Genomic DNA, 25526 nt, shown 5'->3' with positions numbered 1-25526 from the left:
GCGGGTCACGGCCGTCACGGCCGTCACGGCCGTCACGGTCCACGCGACATGCGGCCGGCTCCGGCAGCGGACCGTACGGCCCGGCCTGTGCCCGGTCTCCGCCGGTCTCAGTGCACCAGACGGTCGATGCGGATGGGAAGGTCGCGCACCCGGATGCCGGTGGCGTGGTGGACGGCGTTGGCCACGGCGGCGGCCGTGCCGACGATGCCGATCTCGCCGATGCCCTTGGAACCCATCGGATTGATCTGCGGGTCCTCCTCCTCGATCCAGTGGACCTCGATCTCGGGCACGTCGGCGCACGCGGCCACGTGATACTGGGCGAAGTCGTGGTTGAGGTAGTCGCCGAACTCCACGTCCATCACGCTCTCCTCCATCAGCGCCATGCCGAGTCCCATCGTCATGCCCCCGATGAACTGCGACCTCGCCGTCTTCGGGTTGATCACCCGGCCGACCGCGAAGACGCCGAGCAGGCGGGTCACCCGTACCTCGCCGGTGTCCGTGTCGACCGCGACCTCGGCGAACTGGGCTCCGAAGGCATGACGGGACAGCCTCGGCTGCGACGCGATCTCGTCGGCGGTGTCGGCGCGGGCTTCGAGCGGCCGGACGTCGCCCCTGCGGCCGATCTCCTCCCGCAGCGCCTCGCAGGCCCGCACGACCGCCGTCCCCCAGGAGGCGGTGCCCATGGACCCGCCGGCGATGGGCGCGGTGGGCAGGCGGCTGTCACCGACCTCCACGCGCACCTCGTCCGGCGAGACGCGCAGGGCGTCGGCGGCGATCTGGGTCAGCGCCGTCCGCGCTCCCGTGCCGATGTCGGCGGCGGCGACGCCCACCGTGAACCGCCCGTCGGCCTCCACGCGTGCCGTCGCCTGCGACGGGCGGCGGACGACGGGATATGTCGAGGAGGCCACGCCGGTCCCGACCATCCGGCGGCCGGCTCTGCGCGCGCCCGGCGTGGGATCGCGGTCCGCCCATCCGAACCGTTCCGCCCCCTCGCGCAGGCACGCGACGAGGCCGCGTGAGCTGAACGGCACGCCGGTCTCGGGGTGCACCGCGGGTTCGTTGCGGAGGCGCAACTCGATCGGGTCGATCCCGCAGGCGATGGCCAGCTCGTCCATGGCCGACTCCAGCGCGAACATCCCCGGGCACTCGCCGGGCGCACGCATGAACGTCGGCGTCGGGACGTCGAGTGCGGTCAGCCGGTGGGTCGTCCGCCGGTTGGGCGCGGCGTACATGACACGGGTGGGGGTCGTCGTCTGCTCGGCGAACTCCCTGACGGTGGAGGTCTGCTCGAAGGCGTCGTGAATGACGGCCGTCAGGCCGCCGTCCCTGCCTGCGCCCAGGCGGACCCGCTGGATGATCGGCGTACGGTAGCCGACGAAGGCGAACATCTGCTGCCGCGTCGTCGCCACCTTCACCGCCCGGCCGGTCACCTTCGCGGCGACGGCGGCGAGGACCACCGGGGGATGGGGCGCCAGTTTGGACCCGAAGCCGCCGCCCACGTGCGGTGCGATCACGCGTACCCGGTCTGGCGGCAGCTCGAACAGCCTCGACAGGACGTCGCGGACCGCCGACGAGCCCTGGTTGGAGTCGTACAGCGTGAGGCCGCCGTCCTCCCAGACGGCCACCGTCGCGTGCGGCTCCATCGGGTTGTTGTGCTGGGCGGGCGTGGTGTAGGTCAGGTCGACGCTGACGGCGGCCTCACGCAGCGCCGTGTCGGGGTCGCCCACCTCGGTGTCCGTCGGGTAGTCGGGGGCCACCTTCGGCGGCCTGTACATGGCGGGATGGTCGACCCGCAGCACCACGTCGTGCGGCTCCTGCCGGTACTCGATCCGGACCCGGCCGGCCGCCTCGCGGGCCGTCTCGATCGTCTCCGCGACCACCGCCGCCACGATCTGGCCCCGGTACGCCACCCGGTTCGACTGGAACAGGGCGAGTTCGCCGTCGTCCGAAGGGCCCAGGCGAGGCGCGTTGCCGTACCAGATCACCGCGATGACGCCCGGCAGGGCGAGCACGGGATCGGTGTCCACCTCGACGACCTCGCCCCTGCCGATGGTCGCCTGAACAGGCACGGCGTGGGCGACGTCGCGGCCCGCCGCATACTCGAACGCGTAGCGGGCCGTACCGGTGACCTTCTCCCGCCCCTCGATCCGGCTCAGGGCCGCCCCGACCGCCTGCGTGCCCGTGAGCGTCATGGGACCACCGGTTCGGCGCCACCCGGCAGGAGGCCGTGTCGGTTGATTTCGACCATCACGGGCGAATCTCTACCCTTGCGTCGGCAATCTCCATCTATAGGGAAACGTGAGCGTGCTTGACCTGAATGCGCCGCCCCGGTGGAGACACCATGGCTCCACCGGGGCGGATCCGCGGTCAGCTCCGGGTGGAGTAGGAGTGGGCCCCGGTGCCGGCGAGGCCTCCGCCTTGGACGATGAGGTATTCGTCGCGGATGGGGGTTCCGTCGAGCCAGGCTTCGAGGATTTCGCGGGTGCCGGCGGCGTAGCGCGCCTGGGCCGACAGCGACGATCCGGAGATGTGCGGGGTCATGCCGTGGTGGGGCATGGTCCGCCAGGGGTGGTCGGCCGGGGCGGGTTGGGGGTACCAGACGTCGCCTGCGTATCCGGCGAGTTGGCCGCTTTCCAGGGCTCGTGCGATGGAGTCGCGGTCGGCGATCTTCGCGCGGGCCGTGTTGATCAGGTAGGCGCCGCGTTTCATCGTGGAGATGAGTTTGTCGTCGAACAGTCCCTCGGTCTCAGGGTGCAGCGGGGCGTTGACCGTCACCACGTCGCAGAAGGGGACCATGTCCTGGGTGCTGTCGTGCCAGGTGAGGCCGAGTTCCTCCTCGACCTCACGGGGGAGGCGGTGGCGGTCGGTGTAGTGGAGGCGTACGTCGAAGGGCTTGAGTCTGCGCAGGACGGCCAGGCCGATGCGGCCGGCGGCGACGGTGCCGATGTGCATGCCCTCGACGTCGTAGGAGCGGCTGACGCAGTCGGCGATGTTCCATCCGCCGTCGAGGACGACCTGGTAGGAGGGCAGGTAGTTGCGGACCTGGGAGAGGATCATCATGACGACGTGTTCGGCGACGCTGATGCTGTTGCAGTAGGTGACTTCGGCGACGGTGATGCCGTGGGTGATGGCGGCGTCGAGGTCGACGTGGTCGGAGCCGATTCCGGCGGTGATGGCGAGCTTCAGGTTGGGTGCTTTCGCGATGCGTTCGGCTGTGAGGTAGGCGGGCCAGAACGGCTGGGAGATGACGACGTCGGCGTCGGGCAGTTCGCGGTCGAAGACCGAGTCGGTGCCTTCTTTGTCGGAGGTGACGACCAGGGTGTGGCCGCGTTCTTCGAGGAAGCGGCGGAGGCCGAGTTCGCCTGAGACGCTGCCGAGCAGGTGGCCGGGGGTGAAGTCGACGGCCTTGGGTGTGGGCAGGGTCTGGCCGCCGGGATATGCGTCGACGACCGGCAGGTCGTCCCTCGCGTACGTGGTGGGGTATCCGCTGGTCGGGTCGTCGTACAGGACGCAGAGCACTTTCGCCATGATGTCGGCTCCTCATCGAGGCCGGGGGCAGATGTCTCCACGTTCCGCGTGGACGTATCCGCACGTCAAAGCGAAAGTTCCTATCGCGGGATAGGGCGCTTCTATGAGTTCTCCGTTTATGAGTTCTCCGTGCGCGCCTGCGGCGGCACTGCGGTCGGCAGCGGCGCGAGGTGGTCGCGCAGCAGCCGGTCCAGGGTGTCGCGCAGGTCCAGCCCCCGGGTGGTCTCCAGCAGCGCGGTGGCGAGGACCGGCTCGGGGCTCCGGTCCGCGACGACCAGGCCGACCCGCGGCACCTGCGCGGGCTGTTCCATCCGGACGACCCGCATGCCGTCGGGCACGCCGAACATGTACAGCCAGGCGTGCGCGATGACGCTCGACCAGCGGTGCGTGGCCACATGGGCGTACAGGGCCGAGACGGTGTCGGTCTCGATGGCGGGCACCGCGACGGCGCCCGCGGCGCGGAAGATGCTGTCCAGGATGCGTCGGTTGCGCATCTCTGGAGCCAGCAGGCACAAGGGCAGCGCGGCCACCTCCGCCCAGCGGACGACGTCCCGCCCGGCCAGCGCGCCGTCGTCCGGGGTGAGCAGGAGATAGCGCTCCTCGTACAGCGGGCTCGCGCGCACGCTGCCGAGCTCCTCGTCGTCGAGGTACGTCATCGCCACGTCGATCTCGAATTCCGCCAGTTGCCGGTTGATCTCCCTGGACGACAACGACGACAACGAGACCCTGGCGTGTGGGTGACGCTCGCAGAACGGCGTCGTCAGCAGCGACGCGGCCGTCAGCGCGGTCGGTATCGCGCCCATGCGCAGCGTGCCCGACAGGCTCTCGCGCATCACGGACAGGTCGTCGCGCAGCCCGTCGCACTCGGCGAGGATGCGGTAGGCCCACAGCAGCACGCGGTCGCCCTCGGGGGTGAGCCCGGCGAAACGCCGGCCTCGCCGTACGAGAGGCACGCCGAGCTCGCGCTCGAGCTTGCGGATGGCCGCCGACAACGACGGCTGCGAGACGTGGCAGGCGGCGGCGGCACGGGCGAAGTGTCGTTCCCTCGCCAGGGCGACCAGATATTCCAACTGGCGTAACAGCACCCCCCACAGGATGGTGCGTCCGCCGCCGCCACGTCTAGATCGTCACCGTCTCAGTGCCGGTCCGCCGCCGCGGTGCGGGGCAGCCACGGCAGGCACAACCCGCAGGGCACGATCACGCCGAGTACGGCAGGCAGGACGGTGAACATGCCGGCACGCAGGCCATGGGCGGCGCCGACGGTCAGGAAGACCGCCGAGATGCCCGCCGCGCCGACGGAGTTGAAGAGTTGCTCAGCCGCGTTGAGAGTCCCGCCGGCGCTGCCAGATTCCTCCTCCCCGACGTCGCCCAGCGCGACGGCGAAGATGGAGCCGAAGCAGCAGCCCATTCCCAGCCCGCACAGGAACAGCGGCGCGGCCAGCGGCCAGATCGATCGGCCGTCGGCGCCGATGACGACCAGGTAGCAGAGCACACCCGCGGCCGTCAGGGCCAGGCCCGCCGCCACCAGCCGGCGTCCGTGCCGTGCGATGAGGCCTCGTGCCGTGAACGAGGCGGCGATGATCCCGACGGACAGCGGCGCCATCGTCTCCGCCGTCCGGGACGGCACGAGCCCCCGGCCGTCCTGCAGATACAGCGAGGTGACGTAGAGCAGCCCCGAGACGACCGAGGAGAACAGCGCGCCGAGCAGGACGCCGACGACGAAGCCCCGGTTGCGGAACAGGGCCGGGGCCAGCAGCGGGGTCTCGCTGCGGAGCTGGTGCCGGGTGAACAGGGCCAGACCCGCGAGCCCCGGACCCGACGCGAGAACCGACGGAACGTCCCAGCCGTGGTCCACGCTCCGGACGAGGCCGCCGAGCACGCCGAGGACCCCGAGCGTCAGCAGGACCGACGCCAGCGGATCGATCACCACCGCTCGCCGTCCCGGGTCCCGGGGCAGGACCCGGGCGCCGGCGAGGAACACCGCAAGGCCCATCCCGGCGTTGGCGGCGAAGACGCCCCGCCAGCCCAGCCCGAACGGATCCGCCTGAATCACCAGCCCGGCCACGACCGGGCCGCTGATCGAGCACAGGGCCATGAGCGGGCCGAAGAGGCCGAAGGCCCGGCCGACTTCGGCGCGGGGGAAGACGCGGAGCAGGATGCTGAAGCCCTGCGGGATCAGCAGCGCGCCGAACACGCCCTGCAGCAGGCGCGCCGCGATGAGGAACGCCGGGTGCACGGCGAGCGAGCACAGCAGCGCGGCGGCGGCGAACCCCGCTCCGCCGGCGAGGAACGACCGGTGGTGGCCGTACCTGTCCCCGATCCTGCCTCCGATCACCAGGACGGAGCCGAGCGTCAGGGCGTATGCCGACCCCAGCCAGGGAGCGAGAGACGGGGGAGCATGCAGGTCGCGCAGGATGGAGGGCGCGGCGATGTTGGTGACCGTCGTGCTGAGCAGATCGAGGACGTCGGCGACCAGGACGACGGTGAAGATCCACCATCGGAGGTGGGCGCGGACGAAGGTGCCGGTTTCTGGCATGGCGGAGAACTCTCTGTTGAGAGAGACCTGACGTCACCTGTCGCGGTGACGTCGTGCCGGCCGGAAGTCCCGGCACGAGAACACGCGTACGTGGCTCGCCGCACCTTGCGGATCAAGGGTAACGGCCCGTGCCGGTGTTCCGTACCCACCGGGACTCTCAGGCGCGGGCAATACGATGCTCGGCATGCGTGCTCTCGCACGGCCGAGGGCGGCGCCCGTGCTGGCGGCCGTCCTGGTGGTGTTCGCGGTGGCCGGGCCGTCCTCCGCCGCGGCGCCCGACACCCTGCTGCCGATGGCGCGCGCGATCGCGCGGGAGCATCCCGGCATGTGGACGCAGGCGGCCGTGGCCAGGGGCGGGCGGACCATCGTCCTCGCCGGCTCCGTCCGGCAGGCCGCCGAGGTCGCCTCCGTCGCCGACAGGGCCGGCCGTACGGTCGCCCGGGTCTGGGGACCGGTCGACGCGGTCGTGCTGGTGCCCGGCACGGAGGCGCAGGCCGCCGAGCTGGCGGCGCCCGCGCACGTCGAGGGCTTCGCGGCCTTCGCGGGAGTGGGCCGCGTCATCGTCGACCCGTCCGGCTTCGGGCGGCTCAGCGCGATAGGTCGTCAGGTGGTGCTCACCCACGAGCTGACCCACGTCGCCACCGGCGCCGCGCTCGGCGGGGACATGCCGGCCTGGCTGGTGGAGGGATTCGCGGACTATGTCGGATATCTGGACGCCCCGCTCACCGTGCGCGCCGTCGCGGCCGAGCTCGCAGAGGAGGTGCGCGCGGGGTCGCCGCCGCGTGAGCTGCCCGGGCGCTCGATGTTCCAGGCCGGCTCGGCACGGCTCCCGCAGGCGTACGAGGAGGCGTGGCTGGCGTGCCGCTACATCGCCGAGCGGTTCGGTGAGCCCGCGCTCGTGCACTTGTATCGTGCCGCCCTGCGGTCAGGTGTCACGGCCGCGCTCGAGGAGACGCTGGGGATGACGCTTCCCGCCCTGACCGAGGCGTGGCGGGGTTACGTGGTGCGTCAGCTCGGTCCCGTGGCCGCCTCGTGGGCGGGCGCCGCGGCACGACCGGCACGGATGCGTGCATGATCACGCGATGCGTTCGCGCAGGTGGGCGGGGGAGATGCCGAAGGTGTGCATGATCACGCGAGATGAGGGGGCCGGTCAGAGGTGGTAATCCCGAATGTGTGCATGATCACGGGGAAGAGGGGGTGGCGATGGGGAGGACGCTGATCGTCACCAATGACTTCCCGCCGCGGGCCGGGGGGATCCAGGCGTTCGTCCACGGCCTGGCCGCGCGGCGCCCGGCGGATTCCGTGATCGTCTACGCGCCCCGGTGGAGGGGATCGGACGCCTTCGACCGGCGGCAGCCGTACGAGGTGGTCAGGCATCCGGGGACCCTCATGCTCCCCACGCGCGGCGTGGCCCGCAGAGCGGCCGAGCTGGCCGGGGGTTGCGACACCGTGGTCTTCGGCGCGGCGGCCCCCCTGGGCATGCTCGCCCCCGGCCTGCGCGCGGCCGGTGCGGGCAGGGTCGTGATGCTCACCCACGGGCACGAGGCGTCGTGGGCCCGGCTGCCCGTCGCCCGGGACGTGCTCCGCCGCATCGGCGGGGGCGCCGACGTGGTGACCTATCTCGGCGACTACACGCGGCGCAGGCTCGCGACGGTGATCCCGGAGTCCAAGCTGGTGAGGCTGGCTCCCGGAGTGGACACGGCGGCCTTCCACCCGGGCGCCGGCGGCGCCGGCGTCCGCAGGTCGCTCGGCCTGGGGGACCGGCCGGTGGCCGTGTGCGTCTCCCGGCTGGTGCCGCGCAAGGGCCAGGACATGCTGATCAAAGCCTGGCCGCGGGTGTTGCGGGCGATCCCCGACGCAGTGCTGCTGCTCGTCGGCGGCGGCCCGTCCCGCAAGGCGCTCGAACGGTCGGCGGCCCGTGTCGCGAAGGGCTCGATCGTGTTCACGGGGTCTGTGCCGTGGGCGCGGCTTCCTGCGCACTACGACGCGGGAGACGTGTTCGCCATGCCGTGCCGCACCCGCCTGGCCGGGCTGGACCTCGAGGGGCTCGGCATCGTCTACCTGGAGGCGTCGGCCACCCGGCTTCCCGTGGTCGCCGGCGCGTCGGGCGGCGCCCCCGACGCCGTACGGCACGGCGAGACCGGCCTGGTCGTCGACGGCACCTCGGAGGCGGAGATCGCCGAGGCCCTGACCGGCCTGCTGGCCGACCCGGCCCGCGCCCGCGCCATGGGGGAGCGGGGCCGGGCCTGGGTCGAGGAGGAGTGGGGCTGGGACCGGGTCGCCGCCCGCTTCACCGGCATCCTCGCGCCCGACGAGACGGGGGCGACGACGGCGGCCACGAAGGCGACCGCGACGGCCGCCACAACGGCGAGCGAGACGGGGACGGCGACGGGGACCGCGACAGGGAGCGAGCCCGCCGCGGAACGCCGATGAACGGGCCCCCGTTACGCGCCGGGGTCAGCCGTAGAGACGGGCCCGTTGCGCGGCGGGTCAGCCGTAGAGCTCGTCGACCTGCTTGGCGAAGTCGCGCATCACGACCGCCCGCTTGACCTTCAGCGACGGCGTGAGGTGGCCGGTCTCCTCGGTCAGGTCGTTCTCCAGGATGACGAACTTCTTGATCTGCTCGGGCTTGGAGACCATGCGGTTGGCGACGTCGACGGCGCCCTGCACCTCGGCCTGCAGGGCCGGGTCGGTCGTGGAGTACTCGGTCTTGCCGTTGGCCTGCTTCCACTGCTCCATCGCCTCGGGATCGAGCGTGACGAGCGCGGCGACGAACGGCCGGTCGTCGCCGACCACCATGACCTGGCTGATCAGGCGGTGCGCCCGGATGGCGTCCTCGAGCGGGGCGGGCGCCACGTTCTTGCCGCCCGCGGTCACGAGGATCTCCTTCTTGCGGCCGGTGATCTTCAGGTAGCCGTCCTCGTCGAGCTCGCCCACGTCGCCCGTGTGGAACCAGCCCTCGGAGTCGATGGCCTCCTTGGTGGCGCGCTCGTTGTTCCAGTAGCCGTCGAAGACGTGGCGTCCCTTGACCAGGATCTCGCCGTCGTCCGCGATCCCGATGGTCACGCCGGGGAACGGCTTGCCGACCGTCCCGATCTTGTTGGCGCCCGGGATGTTGACCGTCGACGGCGCGCTCGTCTCGGTGAGGCCCCAGCCCTCGAGCACCTCGATGCCGACGCCGCGGAAGAAGTGCCCGAGCCGCTCGCCGAGGGCCGAGCCGCCGGACACCGCCGTGTTCAGGGCGCCGCCGGTCGCGGCGCGCAGCTTGCCGTAGACGAGCTTGTCGAACAGCGCGTGCTTGATCCGGACGCCGAGCCCCGCGCCGCCGGTGCTCTCCGCGCGGCTCCAGTCGATCGCGGTCCGTACGGCGGCGTGGAAGATCTTGCCCTTGCCCTCGGACACGGCCTTCTGCTCGGCGGCGTTGTAGACCTTCTCGAACACGCGGGGCACGCCGAGGAGGAACGTGGGCTTGAACCCCTGCAGGTCGGGGGCGACGTTCTTCATGTTGGGGGTGTGCGCGAGTACCGTGCCCGTCTCGATCAGCACCACCTCGATGATCCGGGCGAAGCTGTGGGCGAGGGGCAGGAACAGCAGCGCCGCCCGGTGGTCCACGTCGAACATCGCCTCGAGCGGGCCGTGCGAGACGTTGCGCGCCGTGAAGAGCAGGTTGTCGTGGGTGATCCGGCAGCCCTTCGGCATGCCCGTGGTCCCGGACGTGTAGATGATCGTGGCGAGGTCGTGGCCGCCCCTGCTCGCGCGGCGTTCGGCGAGTGCGTCGTCGGCGACGCCGGATCCGCCGGTCTTGAGCTCGTCGAGCCCGCCGTCGTCGATCCGCCAGATCAGGGGGAAGTCCGGCAGGGCCTCCCGCACCGTCTCCTCGTGGGACGCCAGCTCGACGACGACGGCCTTGGCGCCGCTGTCGGACAGGATCCACTTCACCTGGTCGGCGGAGGAGGTCTCGTAGATCGGCACGCTCACGGCGCCGGCCGCCCAGATGGCGTAGTCGGTGACCGTCCACTCGTAGCGCGTACGGGACATCAGGCCCACCCGGTCGCCGGCCTCGACGCCGGCGGCGATCAGTCCCTTGGCCACGGCGGCGACGTCGGCGCGGAAGCCCGCGGCGGTGACGGGGTTCCAGGGGGCGTCGGCGGCGGCGCCGTCCTTGCGGCGGATCACGACGGTGTCCGGTTCGTCCACCGCGCGCTGGAACACCACGTCGGTGCAGTTGGCAGACGGGGGCACATCCACCAGCACGGGAACACTGAACTCGCGCACGGTCACTCCTCTGTCACGCTCCGCCGGTTCCGCGAGGCCGGAACGGCGGTCGCGGACGTCATTCCCTGAGATCTCCCCGGACGTTACCGCGCAAAGTTACGGACCGGTAGATCCGTCATATAGGCGTTATCCCGGGTCAAGCGCACGCTATCAGTGCCGCTCGGGCCGGGAGGGGACAATCGCCTGACCTGTGGTCAAGCGCTTGGTCGGTCGAATCGGAGCGGTACTACGATGTCGCCATGCGGGTTCATGTCGTCAGCGACGTCCACGGCCGGGTCGACGCTCTGGCCCGCGCGGGAGACGGCGCGGACGCGCTCGTGTGCCTGGGCGATTTGATCCTCTTCGTCGACTACCAGGATCACTCCCAGGGGATCTTCGCCGACCTCTTCGGCCCGGAGAAGGCCTCCGAGTTCATCGGCCTGCGCACGGCCGGCAGGTTCGACGACGCCAGGGCGATGTCGGCCGTGTTGTGGTCCGGCCTCGGCGGCGACCCGCGCGGGCACATCGAGTCGGCCGTACGGAGACAGTACGAGCAGATCTTCGCCGCCATGCCCGAGCCCGCGTACCTCACCTACGGCAACGTCGACCTGCCGCTGCTCTGGAAGGACTACCTGCGGGCCGGCCACCAGGTGCTCGACGGAACGAAGGTCGAGATCGGCGGGCTGACCTTCGGCTTCGTGGGCGGCGGCCTGCGCACCCGCTACCGCACGCCGTACGAGATCGACGACGAGGACTACGCGCGGAAGGTCGAGGCCGTCGGCCAGGTCGACGTGCTGTGCTGCCACATCCCGCCGGCCGTGCCGGAGTTGCTGTACGACGTCGTGGCCCGCCGCTTCGAGCGGGGCAGCGAGGCGACACTGGAGGCGATCAAGGCGACCCAGCCCAGGTACGCCCTGTTCGGCCACGTACACCAGCCTCTGGTGAGCAGGACGCGGATCGGCCGGACCGAGTGCGTCAACGTCGGCCATTTCCGCGGCCGCGGCACGCCTTTCGCCCTGGAATGGTGAAGTACGGTTAGCCCATGGCTGATCGCACCACCTCGAGTGTCACCATCCGCGCCGGCCGACCGGCGATCATGACGGTGATCGCGGACTTCGCCGCCTATCCCGAATGGGCGGGCCAGGTGAAGAGCGCGGACGTCCTGGAGGTCGGGGAGGACGCCAGGCCCGCCAAGGTCCGGTTCGTCATCGACGCCGGCGTGATCAGCGACCAGTACGTCCTCGCCTACGACTGGGCCGGCGACGAGGTCGTCAGCTGGGAGATCGCCGAGGCGGGCCGGATGTTGTCCCGCCTGAGCGGCAGCTACCGCCTCACCGACGGGGACGCCGGAACCGACGTGACCTACGAGCTCGCCGTCGAGCTCAAGGTCCCCATGATCGGGATGATCAAGCGCAAGGCGGAGAAGGTCCTCGTCGACACCGCGCTGAACGGGCTGAAGAAGCGCGTCGAGAGCCTATGAGGATCCTCCTCTTCACGGGGAAGGGGGGCGTCGGCAAGACCACCGTCGCCGCCGCGACCGCGACCCTCGCGGCGGCGCGCGGCCTGAAGACGCTGGTCGTGTCGACCGACACGGCCCATTCCCTGGCCGACGCCCTCGCCGTCCCCGCGTCGGAGGAGCCCGTCGAGGCCGCTCCCGGCCTCTTCCTCCAGCAGGTCGACACCCAGAAGTCGCTCGAACGGCACTGGGGCGAGCTGCGCGACTACATCACCAACCTGTTCGGCGAGCTGGGCCTCGACGAGATCACCTCCGAGGAGATCACGGTCCTCCCCGGGGCGGAGGAGATCATCGCGCTGCTCGAGCTGCGTGAGCAGGCCCGCACGGGCACGTGGGACGTCATCGTGGTCGACTGCGCGCCGACCGCGGAGACCCTGCGGCTGCTGGCCCTGCCCGAGGCGTTCGACTGGCACGTCAACCGGCTCGTCCCGGTCGGCAGGCGCGTGCTCAGAGCGGTGTCCCCGGTGTTGCGGCACGTCGCGAAGGTGAGCGTCCCGCAGGGAGAGGTCATCTCGGCGGGCGAGCGGCTGCACCGCGCCCTGCTGGACATCCGCGAGCTGCTGACCGGCGCGGACGCCTCCGTCCGGCTGGTGCTCACGCCGGAGGCGGTCGTGGTCGCCGAGGCCCGCCGCACGCTGACCTCGCTCAGCCTGTACGGCTACCGCGTCGACGCGGTGATCGCCAACCGGGTCTTCCCCGCCGACGGCGCCGACGAGTGGCGCAGGGGCTGGGTCGAGGCGCAGGCCAGGCGGCTCGCCGAGGTCGACGAGTCGTTCGCGCCGCTGCCGGTCATGACCGTGCCGTACCTCGCCGCGGAACCGGTCGGCCCCGCCGCCCTCGCCGGCGTCGCGGAGGAGCTGTACGGCTCCGCCGACGCGTTCGCCCGGCCCCAGGCCGAACCGCCGCTGCGCATGACCGCCGACGAGCTGGTGCTGGACCTGCCGCTCGCCGACAAGGCCGACGTCGACCTGGCCCGCAAGGGCGACGAGCTGATCGTCACGGCCGGCCCCTACCGGCGGGTGATCGCCCTGCCTTTGGCCCTCGCTCGCCGGGGTATCTCCTCCGCGACGCTCTCCGACGGCCGCCTCCGGGTACGGTTCGAGGCAGGAGGGGCGAAATGACAGACGGCAAGGACACCAGCGGAGCAGGCGCGAGCGGCGCGGGCCGGCGGCAGGACCCGCTCGGCTCGGCCGCCGAAGAGGCGATGAAGCTGCTCGACGCGCTTCAGCAGCGCATGGGCCGCGAGTTCGGCAAGGGCGTCGTGAAGGGCGGCGCCACCGGGTTCGGGATCAACTTCGGCGGCGGCGACCGTCGGGACCGAGACGACGACGTGTGGGGCGAGGCGGTGTCGGAGTCCCACGGCGACGAGTACATCTGCCGCGCGTGCCCGGTGTGCCGGGTCATCGCCGCACGCAAGGAGTCGGGCGGAGACGTCGCCGAGCACCTGATCGCGGCGGGAGGAGAGCTGTTCGCCGCGGCGCGGCAGGTGTTCGACGCCCTGCAGCGGCCGTCGTCCGGGTCGTCCTCCGGCTCGGCTCCGGGAGCGCCTTCCGGGCCGCCCGCCTCACGGCAGGGGGAACCCCGAGTGGAACACATCGATCTCGGCTGATTGGATCGGCTCGATCAGATTTGACCGGGCCAGGCTTCGGTCGGTTCCGGCGACGCGGTTTTGTGGCGAGGGCACCCCTCGTACGGCCGTACGGTGTCTCGAAGACGTGTGCCGGTCCGGGCCGTGGCCGGACGCCTGAGGGCGAGAGGAAGACACCATGGCGCTGACCATCGGCGTGGACGTAGGCGGCACCAAGATCGCATCTGGGGTCGTGGACGACGACGGGCGGATTCTCGAGCGGTGCCTCAGGCAGACTCCGGCGGACAACCCGGAGAAGGTCGCCGTGACGATCGCCGACGTGGTGTCTGAGCTGGCCGGACGGCATGAGATCGAGGCCGTCGGCGTGGGCGCCGCCGGGTTCGTGGACGAGGCGCGCTCGCACGTCAGGTTCGCGCCCAACCTCGCCTGGCGCGAGGAGCCCCTGCAGGAGAAGGTCAGCGAGCTCGTCGGCCTGCCCGTGGTGGTCGAGAACGACGCCAACGCCATGGCCTGGGGCGAGTACCGCTTCGGCGCCGGCCGCGGCGAGACCCACGTGGTCTGCGTGACGGTCGGCACCGGCATCGGCGGCGGCGCCGTGTTCGGCGGCGAGCTCTACCGGGGGCGTTGGGGGATGGGCGCCGAGTGGGGGCACATGCAGGTGATCCCCGACGGGCGGCCCTGCGGCTGCGGCCACCGCGGCTGCTGGGAGAAGTACGCCAGCGGGAGCTCCCTGCTGATCGACGCACGGGCGAGCGCCGAGGCCGACCCCTCGTCGGCCGTCCATCTGCTCGAACTGGCCGGCTCCGTCGACGTCCTGCGGGGCGAGCACGTGACGGAGGCGGCGAGGAACGGCGACCGGGCCGCCCTCGACGCGTTCGACTCCCTCGCGCAGTGGCTCGCGCAGGGGCTGGCCGACCTGGCGGCGATCCTCGACCCCGGGCGGTACATCATCGGCGGGGGCGTCTCCGCGGCCGCCGACCTGTTCATGGACAAGGTCCGCGTGGCCTACGCGGAACGGCTCACCGGCCGGGGACACCGTCCCCTCGCCGAGATCCGGGTCGCCGAGCTCGGCCCCTCCGCGGGTCTCGTCGGTGCCGCCGACCTCGCCCGGCAGCGCTGACGCGCCGCCGGCCCCCTCATGTCCGACGTGCTGACCGTCGTCTCCTACAACGTCCGGTCGTTGCGTGACGACCGCGACGCGCTGGTCCGCGTCATCCGGGCGGCTCGGCCCGACGTGTTGTGCCTGCAGGAGGCGCCACGCGGCCCCTCCTGGAGGCGCAGGCGGGAGGCGCTGGCCCACGACGCCGGAATGAGCGTCGCCGCGGGCGGCAGGGTCGGAGGGGTCTGCGTCCTCGCCGGTCCCGGCGTGCGGGTCGTCCGCGGGCAGGGGGAGAGGCTGCGCTGGATCCCCGGCCTTGAGTGGCGGGCACTGGCCCTCGCGATCGTCGAGAAGGAAGGTGCCCGGTTCGCCGTCGGCTCGGCCCACCTCGACCTCGTGCCGCGGGCCAGGCTCCGGCACGCCGCGCAGATCGTCCAGATCCTGGACGACGCGGCGCGGACGTCGGGCGCGAAAGCCGTACTGGCCGTGGACGTGAACGAGCGGCCGGGCGAACCGGTGTGGACGTACCTCGCGGACCGTTTCACCGACGGCCACGCCCGGGCGCCGCGCGGGGAGGGCCGGACCTTCCCGGCGCGCGACCCCGCCATGCGCATCGACGCGATCTTCGTGGATCACGGGCTGGCCGTCCTCGCGTGCGGCGGTGCGGAGGCCGCCGCACGTCAGGACCTCCGCCACGCCAGCGACCACCTGCCCGTGGTCGCCGACGTCGCGCCTGTTTAGGGGCGTGTGGGGATACTCCGCGCGGGTCGCGGCCAGGCATCGCTTCGGGTGCGGAATCGTGACCTGTTGACCGACGTGCTCTCCGATCCCCGTACGATCAATTCATGACCCGCCGCCCGGTACGTCGTGCGGTGCCGATGTGTGTGCTGTTCGTCGGACTCATGGCCGGCTCCCTCCTGCGCGCCACATCGGTGGCCCACGCGCATGCAGACCCGGGCCGCCAGAAGGCGGACCGGAAGACGGCTCAGCAGGAGGTCGCCCAGGGCGCCTCGTCGGCCAGGTTGCAGCCCGACGGGTCGTTGTCCGACGTGGCCGGAGCGTCCGCCGACGACATCTGGGCCGTCGGTCAGCAGAGCGTCTGGGACATCTGGATGAACCGCGGCGTGATCACACACTGGAACGGCACCTCGTGGACCGAGGTGGGGATCCGGGGGGACACCACGGGAGCGGGCCACCTGCGTTCTGTGGCCGTCTCGTCCCCCGGCGAGGTCTGGGCGGTCGGCGAAGGCCACGACGGCCTGCCGTACGTCGCCAAAGGGTCGCGTGACGGGTTCGACCGCGTCGCCGTGCCGCAGTTCCGCACGGGAGACTGGCTGGGCGGCGTGGCGGCCTCGGCCGGCAGGGTCGTCGCGGTGGGCAGCAGGGACGACCGGGTGCTCATGGCCGCGACCAGCGGCCCGGCCAAGGGCGGCACGTGGGCGACGGCGCTGGGCCCGGAAGGCGTCCTGTACGGCGTGGCGGTCACCGGCAAGTCCGACGGATGGGCGGTGGGCGACACCGGCGATCAGCCGCTGATCATGCGGTTGTCCGGCACCGGGTGGAAGAGCGTGCACCTGCCCTCCATCGAGGGCGGCTACCTCCGCGACGTCTACGTCGGGGACCGCAAGCACGCGATCGCCGTCGGCGGCGTCTACCGGAGCAGCGGCAAGATCTCCCCGCTGGTCCTGCGATGGGACGGCAAGCGCTGGATCCGGACCGACCCCCCGGCGAAGCAGGCCGAGCTGTACGGCGTGACCGGCGACGGCGACGGCACCTACTGGGTGTCGGGATACGACGCGGACCACGCGGCCGAGGGTTTCCTGCTCCGGTACGACGGAGCCAAGTGGACGACGATCCGCGGCAACGCGGCGTCGTCGGACCGGACGGTGCGGCTCCAGGCCGTCACCCACGTCGCGGGTCTCACCTTGGCGGTCGGTCACGCGCTCGGCGACGACGACCACTACACCGACCTCGTCGAGCGTTTCGGTCCGCCGGGCGGTGAGCGAGGGTCCGCCGCCGGATGACCCGGCCGTCGGGCGCCGCCGTGCTCAGCCGAGGCGTCCCGTCGCGGCGAAAACGCCCCTACGGACGACGGCGCCGTGTTCGCGGGCCCTCAGAATGACGGCACCGCTCATGGTGAAGGCCTGCGTCAGATGACGGCGCCGTCGTCCCAGCCGGAGTCGGAAGGCGGGCCGTCGCCCATGCGGACCACCAGCGTCACGAACCCGGCGATGAACGCGGCGACGGCGGTGAAGACGATCCAGCCCTCCATGGGCCACTCCAGCAGCGCGGCGAGTAACAGGTAGGCGGGGCCGCCGAACAGCGCCACCCAGGAGAGCCTGCTGAGGGCGTCGCCGCGGGGAAGAGGCGGCGGAGGCGGGGGAACGTAGTGACCCTCGTCGTCGGCCGCCTGCTCCGCGGAGCCGTCCGGCTCGTCGTCGGCCTCGTCCCGCGGCTCGTCTTCGTGCTCGGGCGCCTCGCCGTCCTCGTGGACGGTCTCGACGGCGACGTTCTCGCGGTCAGGCCATGGCTGATCGGCCGAGGCGTCCTCGGCCTTCTCATTGAATGAGGCGACGATCTGACGCCAGACCTCGTCCTCGTCACTTTGCGGCGTCACTTCGATCCCGGGTCACAAGTCCTTCGTCAAGGGTACAGAGGCGTGAGAGCGGATGAAGTCGAGGCTACCCTCGAAGATCGCGGTTGCGTCGTTGTCGAGGGTGGCTACGTGATAGCTGTCCGAAAGTTCCCTGATTTCAAGGTTGTCCCCCATCTTGGCTCTGAGGAACGCCGTACTCGCGGGTTTGACCACATGGTCATCCTTGCTGTGGAAGACCAGCACCGGCTGAGTGATCTTTTCGAGGTCGTTCTGCACCAGCTTCCACAGGCGTGGAAGCGTGGCGGCCGCCCGCACGGGGGTCCTGGCGTAGCCGAGCTCGCTCACGCCCTCCATCTTGATGTCCCCCGCGACGCCGGGGACCGAGGGCAGCACCCACTTCAGCGCGGGAGCGAGCCGCAGGATCGGCGTGTCGTTCACGATCGACGGGTTCACCGCCACCACCCCCTGGACGGCGGCGCCGTGGATCTCGGCCAGGCGGAGCGCCATGCAGCCGCCGAGCGACAGGCCCATGACGAAGGTCTCCGAGCAGCTGCCGCGCAGGTCGGCGAAGGCCTTGTCCAGTGCGGCGTACCAGTCCTCCCACCGGGTCCTGCTCATCTCCTGCCACGTGGTGCCGTGACCGGGCAGGCGGGGGAGCGAAACGGTGAGTCCCGCCCCCGCGAGGTGCTCGGCCCACGGGCGCAACGCCTGAGGTGAACCGGTGAATCCGTGGCACAGCAGGACGCCCACCGGCCCGCCGTCGTTGTGGTACGGCTCCGCGCCCGGCAGCACTGGCATGGATACCTCCGCGTAGCAGGGCCGAAATCCCCGGCTGTTTCGCCCGATAGTCGCATGTAAGTCGTCGTTAGTGCGAGGGGGTGAGCCGTGCGAAGATGACTTCACGTCCGACCGTGGAGGTGCCTGGGTGTTCTATTGGGTGTTGAAGGCCATCCTGTGGCCGATCCTCCATTTCGTGTTCCGCCCCTGGGCGGAGGGCGTGGAGAACGTGCCCAAAGAGGGCCCGGTGATCCTGGCGGGCAACCATCTGTCCTTCGCCGACCACTTCTTCGGCGCGCTGCCGCTGCCGCGCAAGGTCATCTCCCTCGGCAAGGCCGAGTACTTCACGGGCCGCGGCCTCAAGGGCATGTTCAGCCGGCTGTTCTTCTCCGGCGTCGGCACGGTCCCCATCGACCGCTCTGGCGGCAAGGCCAGCGAGGCCGCGCTCCGCACGGGGCTGCGGATCCTGAAGGAGGAGCACGTCCTCGGCATCTACCCCGAGGGCACGCGTTCCCCCGACGGCCGGCTGTACAAGGGCAAGACCGGCGTGGCCCGGCTCGCGCTGGAGTCCCGCGCACCGGTGATCCCCTGGGCGATGGTCAACACGTTCGAGATGATGCCGCCGGGCCACCCCCTGCCCAAGCTCGGCATCCGCCCCGGCGTCCGGTACGGCAAGCCCCTCGACTTCTCCCGCTACTACGGCATGGAGAACGACCGTCTCGTCCTCCGGGCGGTCACCGACGAGATCATGTACGCCCTGATGGAGCTGGCGGGCCAGGAATACGTCGACAAGTACGCCGCGAGCGCGAAGGTCGAGTTGGCGCGTGCGGCACGGGAGAATTCCTAGCGGAACCGTCGGGGTCGGGGAGTAGCGTGGCCACGTCGCCCCCCGTCATCCAGAACGGAAAGCCGCATGAGCGTTCGCGAGGAACAGGAAACGGTCTCCGAATACCTTCCCCATCGGCAGATCATGATCGTGCTCACGGGCGTGGCGGCCGGAATGCTGCTCGCCGCGCTCGACCAGAGCATCGTCGGCACGGCACTGCCGCGCATCGTCTCCGAGCTCGGAGGGCTGGACAAGCTCTCCTGGGTGGTCACGGCCTACCTCCTCACCTCGACCGCCGCGACTCCGCTCTGGGGCAAGATCTCCGACCTGTACGGCAGGCGCATCATCTTCCAGGCGGCCATCGGCATCTTCCTCGTCGGCTCGGCGCTGGCCGGGCTGAGCCAGAACATCGGCCAGCTCATCACGTTCCGCGCGATCCAGGGGCTGGGCGGCGGCGGCCTGATGGCCCTGGCGTTCAGCATCATCGGTGACGTCATCCCGCCCCGGGAGCGCGGCCGCTACCAGGGATACTTCGGCGCGGTCTTCGGCACCTCGAGCGTCGCGGGGCCGTTGCTCGGCGGCTTCTTCACCGACGGTCCCGGCTGGCGGTGGATCTTCTGGATCAACCTGCCGGTCGGGGTGATCTCGCTGATCGTGACCTCGCTCGCCCTGAAGATCCCGCTGGTGCGCCGCCCTCACAAGATCGACTACCTGGGAGCCGCGATCATCGTCGCCGGGGTCTCCTGCCTGCTCCTCTACCTCGACTGGGCGGGCAGCGAGTTCGGCTGGACGGCGCCGGGATCCCTCGCGCTCATCGCGGGCTTCGTGGCGCTCGCGGCGCTGTTCGTGCTCGTCGAGCTGCGGGCGGCCGAGCCGATCATCCCCATGCGCCTGTTCCGCAACGCGATCTACAGCGTGGGCAACGCCTACACCTTCCTCGCCGGTCTCGCGATGTTCGGCGGGCTGATCTTCCTGCCGGTCTACCTGCAGGCCGTCCAGGGCATGTCGCCCACCAGGTCCGGCCTTGCCCTGCTGCCTGCCGTCTTCGGCATCTTCTCCACGGCGATGACCTCGGGGCAGCTGATGTCGCGGACGGGACGTTACAAGATCTTCCCGATCATCGGCGCGATCGTGCTCATAGTGGCGCTGGCACTGCTCGCGACCATCCGCGTGGACAGTCCGTACTGGCAGGTCGCGATCTACGCCTATCTCTTCGGCGCGGGCCTCGGCTTCACCATGCAGACGATCGTGACCGCGGTCCAGAACGCGGTGGACCGCGCGGACATGGGCACCGCCACCAGTTCGACCACGTTCTTCCGCATGATGGGCGCGGCCATCGGCACCGCGATCATGGGTGCGGTCCTCACGAACCGGCTCACGCACCACCTCGCCGCGGAGTTCGGCGGGCGGGTTCCCGCGGGCGGGGTCGACTCCAACAACGTCCAGGCCATCCAGCAACTGCCGCCCCCCGTCAAGGAGCATGTGCTGGTGGCGTTCACGAACGCGATCGACGACGTCTTCCTGGTCAGCATTCCGTTCGTGGTCTTGGCGCTGGTCGTCGGCTTCTTCCTCAAGGAGATCCCGCTGGCGAGCCGCGGGGACCAGCCCGCCGCGATGGGCGGCTGACGGAGCCCTCCCCGGGCCGTTCCTCAGGCGAGGTGTGACCTGATCTCGCTGATATGCGCCGGGGTGGTGCGGCAGCAGCCGCCGATGTGCGTGGCACCCAGCGCACGCCATTCGGCGGCGGCTTCGCCGTACTCGACCGGGTCGGTGAGACCCGTCCAGTGTTGCGCCGCGGCGTCCCACGTCTCGCCGGAGTTGGGGTAGACGACCGTCGCCCCCTGCTCGATGAGGCTGGAGATGAACCGCGGGGCGGTGCAGTTCGCGCCGACGGCGACCACATTGGAGAGATCGCCGAACAGCGCGGCGGACTCCTTGAAGGGCGTTCCGTCGCTGATGTGTTCGCCGTCGCGGCAGGAGAAGCTCACCCATGCCTGCACGGAGGGCGTCTCCCGCAGCAGCCTCGCGAGGGCCCGCGCCTCGTCGAACGACGGGATCGTCTCGCAGGCCAGCAGGTCGGCGCCCGACTCGGCGAGGATCTCGAACCGGTCCCGATGCCAGTCGAGCAGGCCGTCTTCGTCCAGGTCGTAGTCGCCGGTGTATTCGGCGCCGTTGGCCAGATACGCGCCGTACGGGCCCACGCTGGCGGCGACCAGGCCATGCCCCACGGCGTCCCGGGCCTGCACGGCGAGCGTCACCGACAGCCTGATCAGGTCACGCGCCTGGCCGGCCGTCAGCCCCCGGCGGACGAACCCCGGGATGCTGGCCTGATAGCTCGCGGTCGTCGCCACGTCGGCGCCCGCCAGGAAGTAGTCGAGATGAGCCCGGCGGATCACGCCGGGATCCTCCATCAGCAACTTCGCCGACCACAACGCGTCACTGAGATCGCGGCCGAGCGCTTCCAGGTGGGTGGCGAGGCCGCCGTCGAGAACCAGGGAACTCACCCGACAACACTATGCGTTGCTCGCACATGGGGCTTAAAGGGCTCATCGATCGTGTGCTGCGCTGTCGTTCTCGCGTCCCCGCTGGTGGGCGTGACGATCGACCCGACACGGGAGGGGTGCGGGAGCCTCGGCGACCCGTTCCCACCCCGCCATCCGATGTCATCCGCCTACCAGAACCGAACTGATCCCTCTGCCTCTCCAGTGATCGGTCCGCCCGAGTCGAAGCGACCGGCCTGCCGGATCCCCGGTGATCGCCATTGATCTCCAGCGATCCCCGGCGGGTCCGGTCCGGCCGACGGAGCCGGGCACCGAGCACCGGGCAGCACCGAGCACCGGGCAGCACCGGGCGCCGGTCAGTCCGGCGCCCGGTCAGGCAGTGATCAGCCGCGCTTCCAGAAGGCTCCGCGGCGCGTCCCCTGTGATTGGGAACCCGGCGGCTTGTCGGCGCCCGGCTCAGAGGGCGGCCCTCCGGGCTCGGGCGAGCCCGGATCGTAGGACCCCCCAGGCTCCGCCCGGCCCGGCTCGGGTGAACCGAGCGCGGGGGAGGACGCCGAGCCGCTGCCCATCGTGATCGCGGTCAGGGCGTCGACGGCCCGCCGCCAGAGCACATCGAGCTCCGCCGACGCCCTCTCGGCGCTTTCGAGCTCGGCCGCCAGGGCGGCCAGGCCGGAGTGACCGCCGATCATCAGGTCGATCACCTTGAGCCGGCTGGCCAGATCCGCCAGGTAGCGCCGTCTGTCCTGCTCCGGGAGACTCTGTGCCGAACGAAGCCGGAGGAGCTCCTCCGACAACAGCGGGCGGACCCCGTCGAGGTCGGTCTCCGGGACTCTCCCCGGCGGATGCGGCAGACGCGCGCCCACGGAGAATCCACGTCCGCCCGGTGACGGGCTCCCAGGAACGGCGGGCGGAACGGCTCCGCCCAGCGCGCCGGCCACGGCCGGGCCGGAGTACGCGCCGGGAGCCGGCGGTACCGCGCCGCTCTCGGGCAGGTTAAGGGCCTCGTCGGCCGTCCAGGCGATGGACTCGGCCCTGGCGAAGGAGGCCATCTTCACCATCGGCGCTCCGGTCGCCATCAGCGGCGCAGCGACGGGCTCCTCCCAGCCGCTCGGCATCTCGACGGGCTGGATCACGCGGTGTTCCGGCCCGCCGTCGGCGACCACCCGCGTGTCGACGGCGACGAAGGCCGTGAACCTGCACAGCACGCCGTATGTGAGGGACGCCTCGATGATCTGCTGCTCCAGCGAACGGTCGCCGGCCAGATACCGGTCCTCCAGGCGCCTCACATGGGCCCGGGCCCACAGCGGGCGGGCGGCGGAGTCGTGCACGGCCCGGCCGCTGAGACCGGTCTCCCAGGGCTTGCCGCCGGACGCGAGACCGCGCACGGTCACGGCTCCGGACGGCGCTCCCCGATAACGCCCGGACACCGACAGCGGCACCCCGGAGTAGAGGCTTCCCACGTGGGTGACGGTCTCCGCGACGATGTCGAGCCCTTCCGGCTTCACCACGATGTCGGTCACCAGCGGCGACCCGATCCTGCGGTGGATGTGCTCCATCGCCTCGTCGAGGCGGTCCTCGGACTCGACCAGCTCGCACCGGCCGGACCCGAGCAGGGCCAGCCTGCCGAGGAATCCGGCGTTGACGGCCCGGTCGATGCCGACCGTGTGGACCCGGATGCCGCCGAGCCGCGTCGCGGTCCGTTCGAGGATCTGGTCCTCGTTGCCCACCTGCCCGTCGGTGACGAGCACGAGCACGCGGTCCCGGCGTGCGCCTCCTGCCCGCGCGGCGTCGTCCTCGGCGAACTCTCCGGAGAGCAGCCGCAGCGCCTCCTCCATGGGGGCGAGGATCTCGGTGCCGCCGCGGGCGTCCAGTCTCGCGAGATGCTCCACCGCCCGGTAACGGTTGCGGTCGGTGGCCTCGACGAGCCCGTCCGGGAAGGGGCGCTCGATCACCGAGTCGAATGCCAGCACGGCGAATCGGTCATGGGTGGTGAGCGTGTCGACGATCCGGGCGGCGGCCCGCCGGGCGGCGACCATCTTCCACCCGCTCATGCTGCCCGACCGGTCGAGAAGGAGCACCACGTCGCGCGCCGTCGCCGCGGACACCGTGTCCGCCGGCGGGATGACGGTGAGTGTGAAGGTCCCCTCTCCGCCGGGGACGGCGGGGTGCTCGTCCGGCGCCAGGGCGAGTGACGCCGAGGCCTCGAACGGCAGTCGCAGGATGAAGTCCCGGTCGAGCCGTTCGCCGGGCCGGAGGCTGATCGTGTCGCCCTCCATGGCGACCTCGTGGAGGCTGGACCGGATCTCCCGCAGGTCGAGACCCGCCGCGTCGATGGTCGCCGTCAGCGACAGCCGTACGGGATCGGGGAAGCCGGGGAGGAGCACGGGAGGGGTGATCCGCGAGGCGTCGGGAACGGCGTCGGTGTCCGGGACGACTCCGGCGCCCGCCGGCGGCTCTTCCAAGGGCGCACCGGGGATGTAACGGGGGGCCACCACCAGCGGGAACCGGAATTCGGCCGCGCCGTCCTCGTAGGGGAGCGGCTGGCTGAGGCCCAGCCGTACCTTGACGTGCTCTCCGGGCACGATGTTGCCCACCCGGATGGTGAACACGTCGGGACGGTCCTCCTCCGCGATGGCGGCACGACGCCCTTCCGCCAGGGCGCGGTCGTAGTCCGCGCGCGCCTGGCCGCGCTCCTTGAGCACGCCCTCGATCACCCGGTCGTCGGCCTCCATCCGGAAGGAGGTGACGGCGGCTCTGGGCGGCAGCGGGAAGACGTACGTCGCCTCGAGTGAGACGTCGAACGGGTTGCGGAAGCCCTGGACCACGTCCACCCCGGCCACGAGCCCGGTGATGTGCGCGGTGACGTCGAGGCTCTCGAGAGGCAGGTTGCCCCTTCCGGTCTCGAGGGCTCCCAACCCGGCGTCAGGGGCGGGATGGCATTCCTCTGGCCTCAGCGGCGTGATGGGAACGGTCATGGCGTCGTCCCTTCAGGGTGGTCGGACCGGTCCGTGAGCCCGAGCCGGGCCAGCATGGACAGCAGCGGTTCTGCGGCCTGGCGCAGAGCCAGCGCCTCGTCGGAGGTGACCGGCCTGCCCGCGGCGTCGAGCGTCACGGTCACGCCGGGGGCGAGCCGTACGCCGTAGACGACGTCGGCGGACGCCGGTCCGGTCGAGATCGAGCGGCCCGGCGCATGACGGATCACGTCCGGTCCGGTCATCAGTGGTTCGGCGGCGACGGCCGCACCCCGGTCGGCCGCGACGCCCCGCCGCGACGCCGCCGGGAAAGGCGCGGGAGGCGGCATGACGGGAGACCCGGCGGCGGGGGGTGTGGCCGCCGCGGCCGCTGGAGCAGGAGGTGGAGTCCGGACGGCGGGCGACGGGGGATCGGGCGCCTGCCGAGTCCAGAACCGCCCGCGCACGGCCTCGGCCCGATCGGCTCCGCCCGCGCCCCCGGCTGCGGAGTGGTCCGTGGAACCGTTCCCCGACGCCCGGCCGATGGGAAGGCCCGGGGCGTCAGGCAGATCCGGGACGTCAGGCAGGTCTGAGGCGCCGGGCAGGTCCGGAACCTCCGGCGGGGAGGGGAGGCGGGCCGCCCGCAGGAGCATGGCGTCGGTCGCGCCGGCCAGTTCGGCCTGGATGGCGGCGATGGACAGGCCGTCCGCCTGGCGGCGTTTGACGGCGACGAGCTGGAGCAGGTGCCGCCGTCCGTACAGGGCGATCCTGCCCCGGCGGGCGAGGGGCGGGTCGAGCAGGCCGATCGTCGTGTACCACCGGATGAGGCGCTCGTTGGGCACCTCGCGGACCCGGCCGTTGACAGGGCCGGCCGAGTCGAGCAGGCTCGCCGCCCGCTCCGCCAGCTCGCTGATGGTCCAGGGTTCTCGCATGTCCTCATGATGACACTGTCACAATGACACTGTCAACGTCGTTCACTGTTCCCACCGCCATGGTTAGCGCAAAGTTCGGCCACTGGAAGGACGTGGCTTCCCGCCGTGTTCACCGCGCTCCGGTCCACTGGACCGTGGCAGTGGCGGCTTGACCTGCTGGAAGGCGCGATAGTGGACGAAGGGCCGGCGCACGGAGCGCCGACACTCGGGACGGGGCTTCGCGCCTGCGGACTCCACGCCCGCGGCCGCAGGCGTCGGCTCACACCACGACGTCACATCACGGCGTCGCACGAAGAGGGCGCGCCCACATCGGCGCATCGGCAGGCCGGACGCACAACGTCGCGCCAGGACGTCACACCACGACGTCGGACCACGCGCCGTGCCGGGCCCTCCCACCGCGGACGGCGCGGCCTCGCGGAACG

21 protein-coding genes are annotated in these 25526 nt (G+C 71.4%); 11 read left to right on the top strand and 10 right to left on the bottom strand.

Translation table 11 applies throughout. From position 1 onward, the window contains the following. Positions 1–107: 107 nt before the first annotated feature. The 4 genes from Pka01_RS01410 to Pka01_RS01395 form a co-directional block, all read right to left on the bottom strand. Complete coding sequence (locus tag Pka01_RS01410; RefSeq protein ID WP_203880659.1) at positions 108–2192, bottom strand: xanthine dehydrogenase family protein molybdopterin-binding subunit; 2085 nt, start codon at positions 2190–2192, stop codon at positions 108–110. Positions 2193–2367: 175 nt separating this feature from the next. Then, entirely contained in the window at positions 2368–3528 is a 1161-nt protein-coding gene (locus Pka01_RS01405; protein WP_203880658.1) for an NAD-dependent formate dehydrogenase, read from the bottom strand. 116 nt (positions 3529–3644) lie between these two features. Then, positions 3645–4613 (bottom strand): LysR family transcriptional regulator, encoded by a 969-nt coding sequence (locus Pka01_RS01400; RefSeq protein ID WP_239114623.1) that lies wholly within the window; start codon positions 4611–4613, stop codon positions 3645–3647. A 50-nt stretch (positions 4614–4663) separates the two neighbouring features. Next, positions 4664–6064, bottom strand: a complete 1401-nt coding sequence (locus tag Pka01_RS01395) for an MFS transporter (RefSeq protein ID WP_203880657.1) — start codon at positions 6062–6064, stop codon at positions 4664–4666. A gap of 184 nt (positions 6065–6248) precedes the next feature. On the opposite strand from Pka01_RS01395, the gene Pka01_RS01390 reads away from it, so the two are divergent. Beyond that, positions 6249–7139, top strand: coding sequence for a gluzincin family metallopeptidase (locus Pka01_RS01390; protein ID WP_203880656.1), 891 nt, complete (start codon positions 6249–6251; stop codon positions 7137–7139). 128 nt (positions 7140–7267) lie between these two features. Continuing rightward, complete coding sequence (locus Pka01_RS01385) at positions 7268–8497, top strand: glycosyltransferase family 4 protein (RefSeq protein ID WP_203880655.1); 1230 nt, start codon at positions 7268–7270, stop codon at positions 8495–8497. Positions 8498–8554: 57 nt separating this feature from the next. Here the strand turns inward: Pka01_RS01385 and Pka01_RS01380 are convergent, their stop codons facing one another. Further along, on the bottom strand, positions 8555–10339 hold the full coding sequence (locus Pka01_RS01380; protein WP_203880654.1) for an AMP-dependent synthetase/ligase: 1785 nt from the start codon (positions 10337–10339) through the stop codon (positions 8555–8557). Between the two features lie 239 nt (positions 10340–10578). On the opposite strand from Pka01_RS01380, the gene Pka01_RS01375 reads away from it, so the two are divergent. From Pka01_RS01375 to Pka01_RS01345, 7 genes are all read left to right on the top strand, one after another. Continuing rightward, the gene (locus tag Pka01_RS01375; RefSeq protein ID WP_203880653.1) at positions 10579–11346 is read left to right on the top strand and encodes a metallophosphoesterase family protein; all 768 of its coding nucleotides are present in this window, start codon (positions 10579–10581) and stop codon (positions 11344–11346) included. A gap of 14 nt (positions 11347–11360) precedes the next feature. Then, complete coding sequence (locus tag Pka01_RS01370) at positions 11361–11798, top strand: SRPBCC family protein (protein ID WP_203880652.1); 438 nt, start codon at positions 11361–11363, stop codon at positions 11796–11798. Next, positions 11795–12955: an ArsA family ATPase gene (locus Pka01_RS01365; RefSeq protein WP_203880651.1), complete on the top strand. Its 1161-nt coding sequence runs from the start codon at positions 11795–11797 to the stop codon at positions 12953–12955. Before Pka01_RS01370 ends, Pka01_RS01365 begins: the two co-directional genes overlap by 4 nt. After that, a complete protein-coding gene (locus Pka01_RS01360) occupies positions 12952–13443 on the top strand; it encodes a hypothetical protein (RefSeq protein ID WP_203880650.1) in 492 nt (163 codons plus the stop codon). Before Pka01_RS01365 ends, Pka01_RS01360 begins: the two co-directional genes overlap by 4 nt. 157 nt (positions 13444–13600) lie before the next feature. Beyond that, entirely contained in the window at positions 13601–14542 is a 942-nt protein-coding gene (locus Pka01_RS01355; protein ID WP_203880649.1) for an ROK family glucokinase, read from the top strand. An 18-nt stretch (positions 14543–14560) separates the two neighbouring features. After that, positions 14561–15262, top strand: coding sequence for an endonuclease/exonuclease/phosphatase family protein (locus tag Pka01_RS01350; protein ID WP_203880648.1), 702 nt, complete (start codon positions 14561–14563; stop codon positions 15260–15262). A gap of 104 nt (positions 15263–15366) precedes the next feature. Next, on the top strand, positions 15367–16545 hold the full coding sequence (locus Pka01_RS01345; protein WP_203880647.1) for a beta propeller repeat protein: 1179 nt from the start codon (positions 15367–15369) through the stop codon (positions 16543–16545). 125 nt (positions 16546–16670) lie between these two features. Here Pka01_RS01345 and Pka01_RS01340 read toward each other — a convergent pair whose 3' ends face one another. After that, positions 16671–17138, bottom strand: coding sequence for a hypothetical protein (locus Pka01_RS01340; protein WP_203880646.1), 468 nt, complete (start codon positions 17136–17138; stop codon positions 16671–16673). A 12-nt stretch (positions 17139–17150) separates the two neighbouring features. Further along, positions 17151–17915: an alpha/beta hydrolase gene (locus tag Pka01_RS01335; RefSeq protein WP_203880645.1), complete on the bottom strand. Its 765-nt coding sequence runs from the start codon at positions 17913–17915 to the stop codon at positions 17151–17153. A gap of 127 nt (positions 17916–18042) precedes the next feature. Between Pka01_RS01335 and Pka01_RS01330 the strand changes: the two genes are divergently transcribed. Continuing rightward, positions 18043–18741 carry a lysophospholipid acyltransferase family protein gene (locus Pka01_RS01330; RefSeq protein ID WP_203880644.1) on the top strand — a complete coding sequence of 233 codons (699 nt, stop codon included), beginning with the start codon at positions 18043–18045 and terminating at the stop codon, positions 18739–18741. Positions 18742–18807: 66 nt separating this feature from the next. Next, entirely contained in the window at positions 18808–20346 is a 1539-nt protein-coding gene (locus Pka01_RS01325) for an MDR family MFS transporter (RefSeq protein ID WP_203880643.1), read from the top strand. A 23-nt stretch (positions 20347–20369) separates the two neighbouring features. Here Pka01_RS01325 and mmuM read toward each other — a convergent pair whose 3' ends face one another. The 3 genes from mmuM to Pka01_RS01310 form a co-directional block, all read right to left on the bottom strand. Continuing rightward, positions 20370–21224 (bottom strand): homocysteine S-methyltransferase, encoded by an 855-nt coding sequence (mmuM, locus tag Pka01_RS01320; RefSeq protein ID WP_203880642.1) that lies wholly within the window; start codon positions 21222–21224, stop codon positions 20370–20372. A 380-nt stretch (positions 21225–21604) separates the two neighbouring features. Further along, positions 21605–24196 (bottom strand): VIT domain-containing protein, encoded by a 2592-nt coding sequence (locus tag Pka01_RS01315; RefSeq protein ID WP_203880641.1) that lies wholly within the window; start codon positions 24194–24196, stop codon positions 21605–21607. Then, the gene (locus Pka01_RS01310; RefSeq protein ID WP_203880640.1) at positions 24193–25104 is read right to left on the bottom strand and encodes a MerR family transcriptional regulator; all 912 of its coding nucleotides are present in this window, start codon (positions 25102–25104) and stop codon (positions 24193–24195) included. The genes Pka01_RS01315 and Pka01_RS01310 overlap by 4 nt, the downstream gene beginning before the upstream one ends. Positions 25105–25526: the final 422 nt, after the last annotated feature.

The sequence above is a fragment of the Planotetraspora kaengkrachanensis genome (assembly GCF_016862895.1).
GTDB classification, from domain to species: domain Bacteria; phylum Actinomycetota; class Actinomycetes; order Streptosporangiales; family Streptosporangiaceae; genus Planotetraspora; species Planotetraspora kaengkrachanensis.
This window is presented reverse-complemented; position numbering and strand designations above follow the sequence as displayed.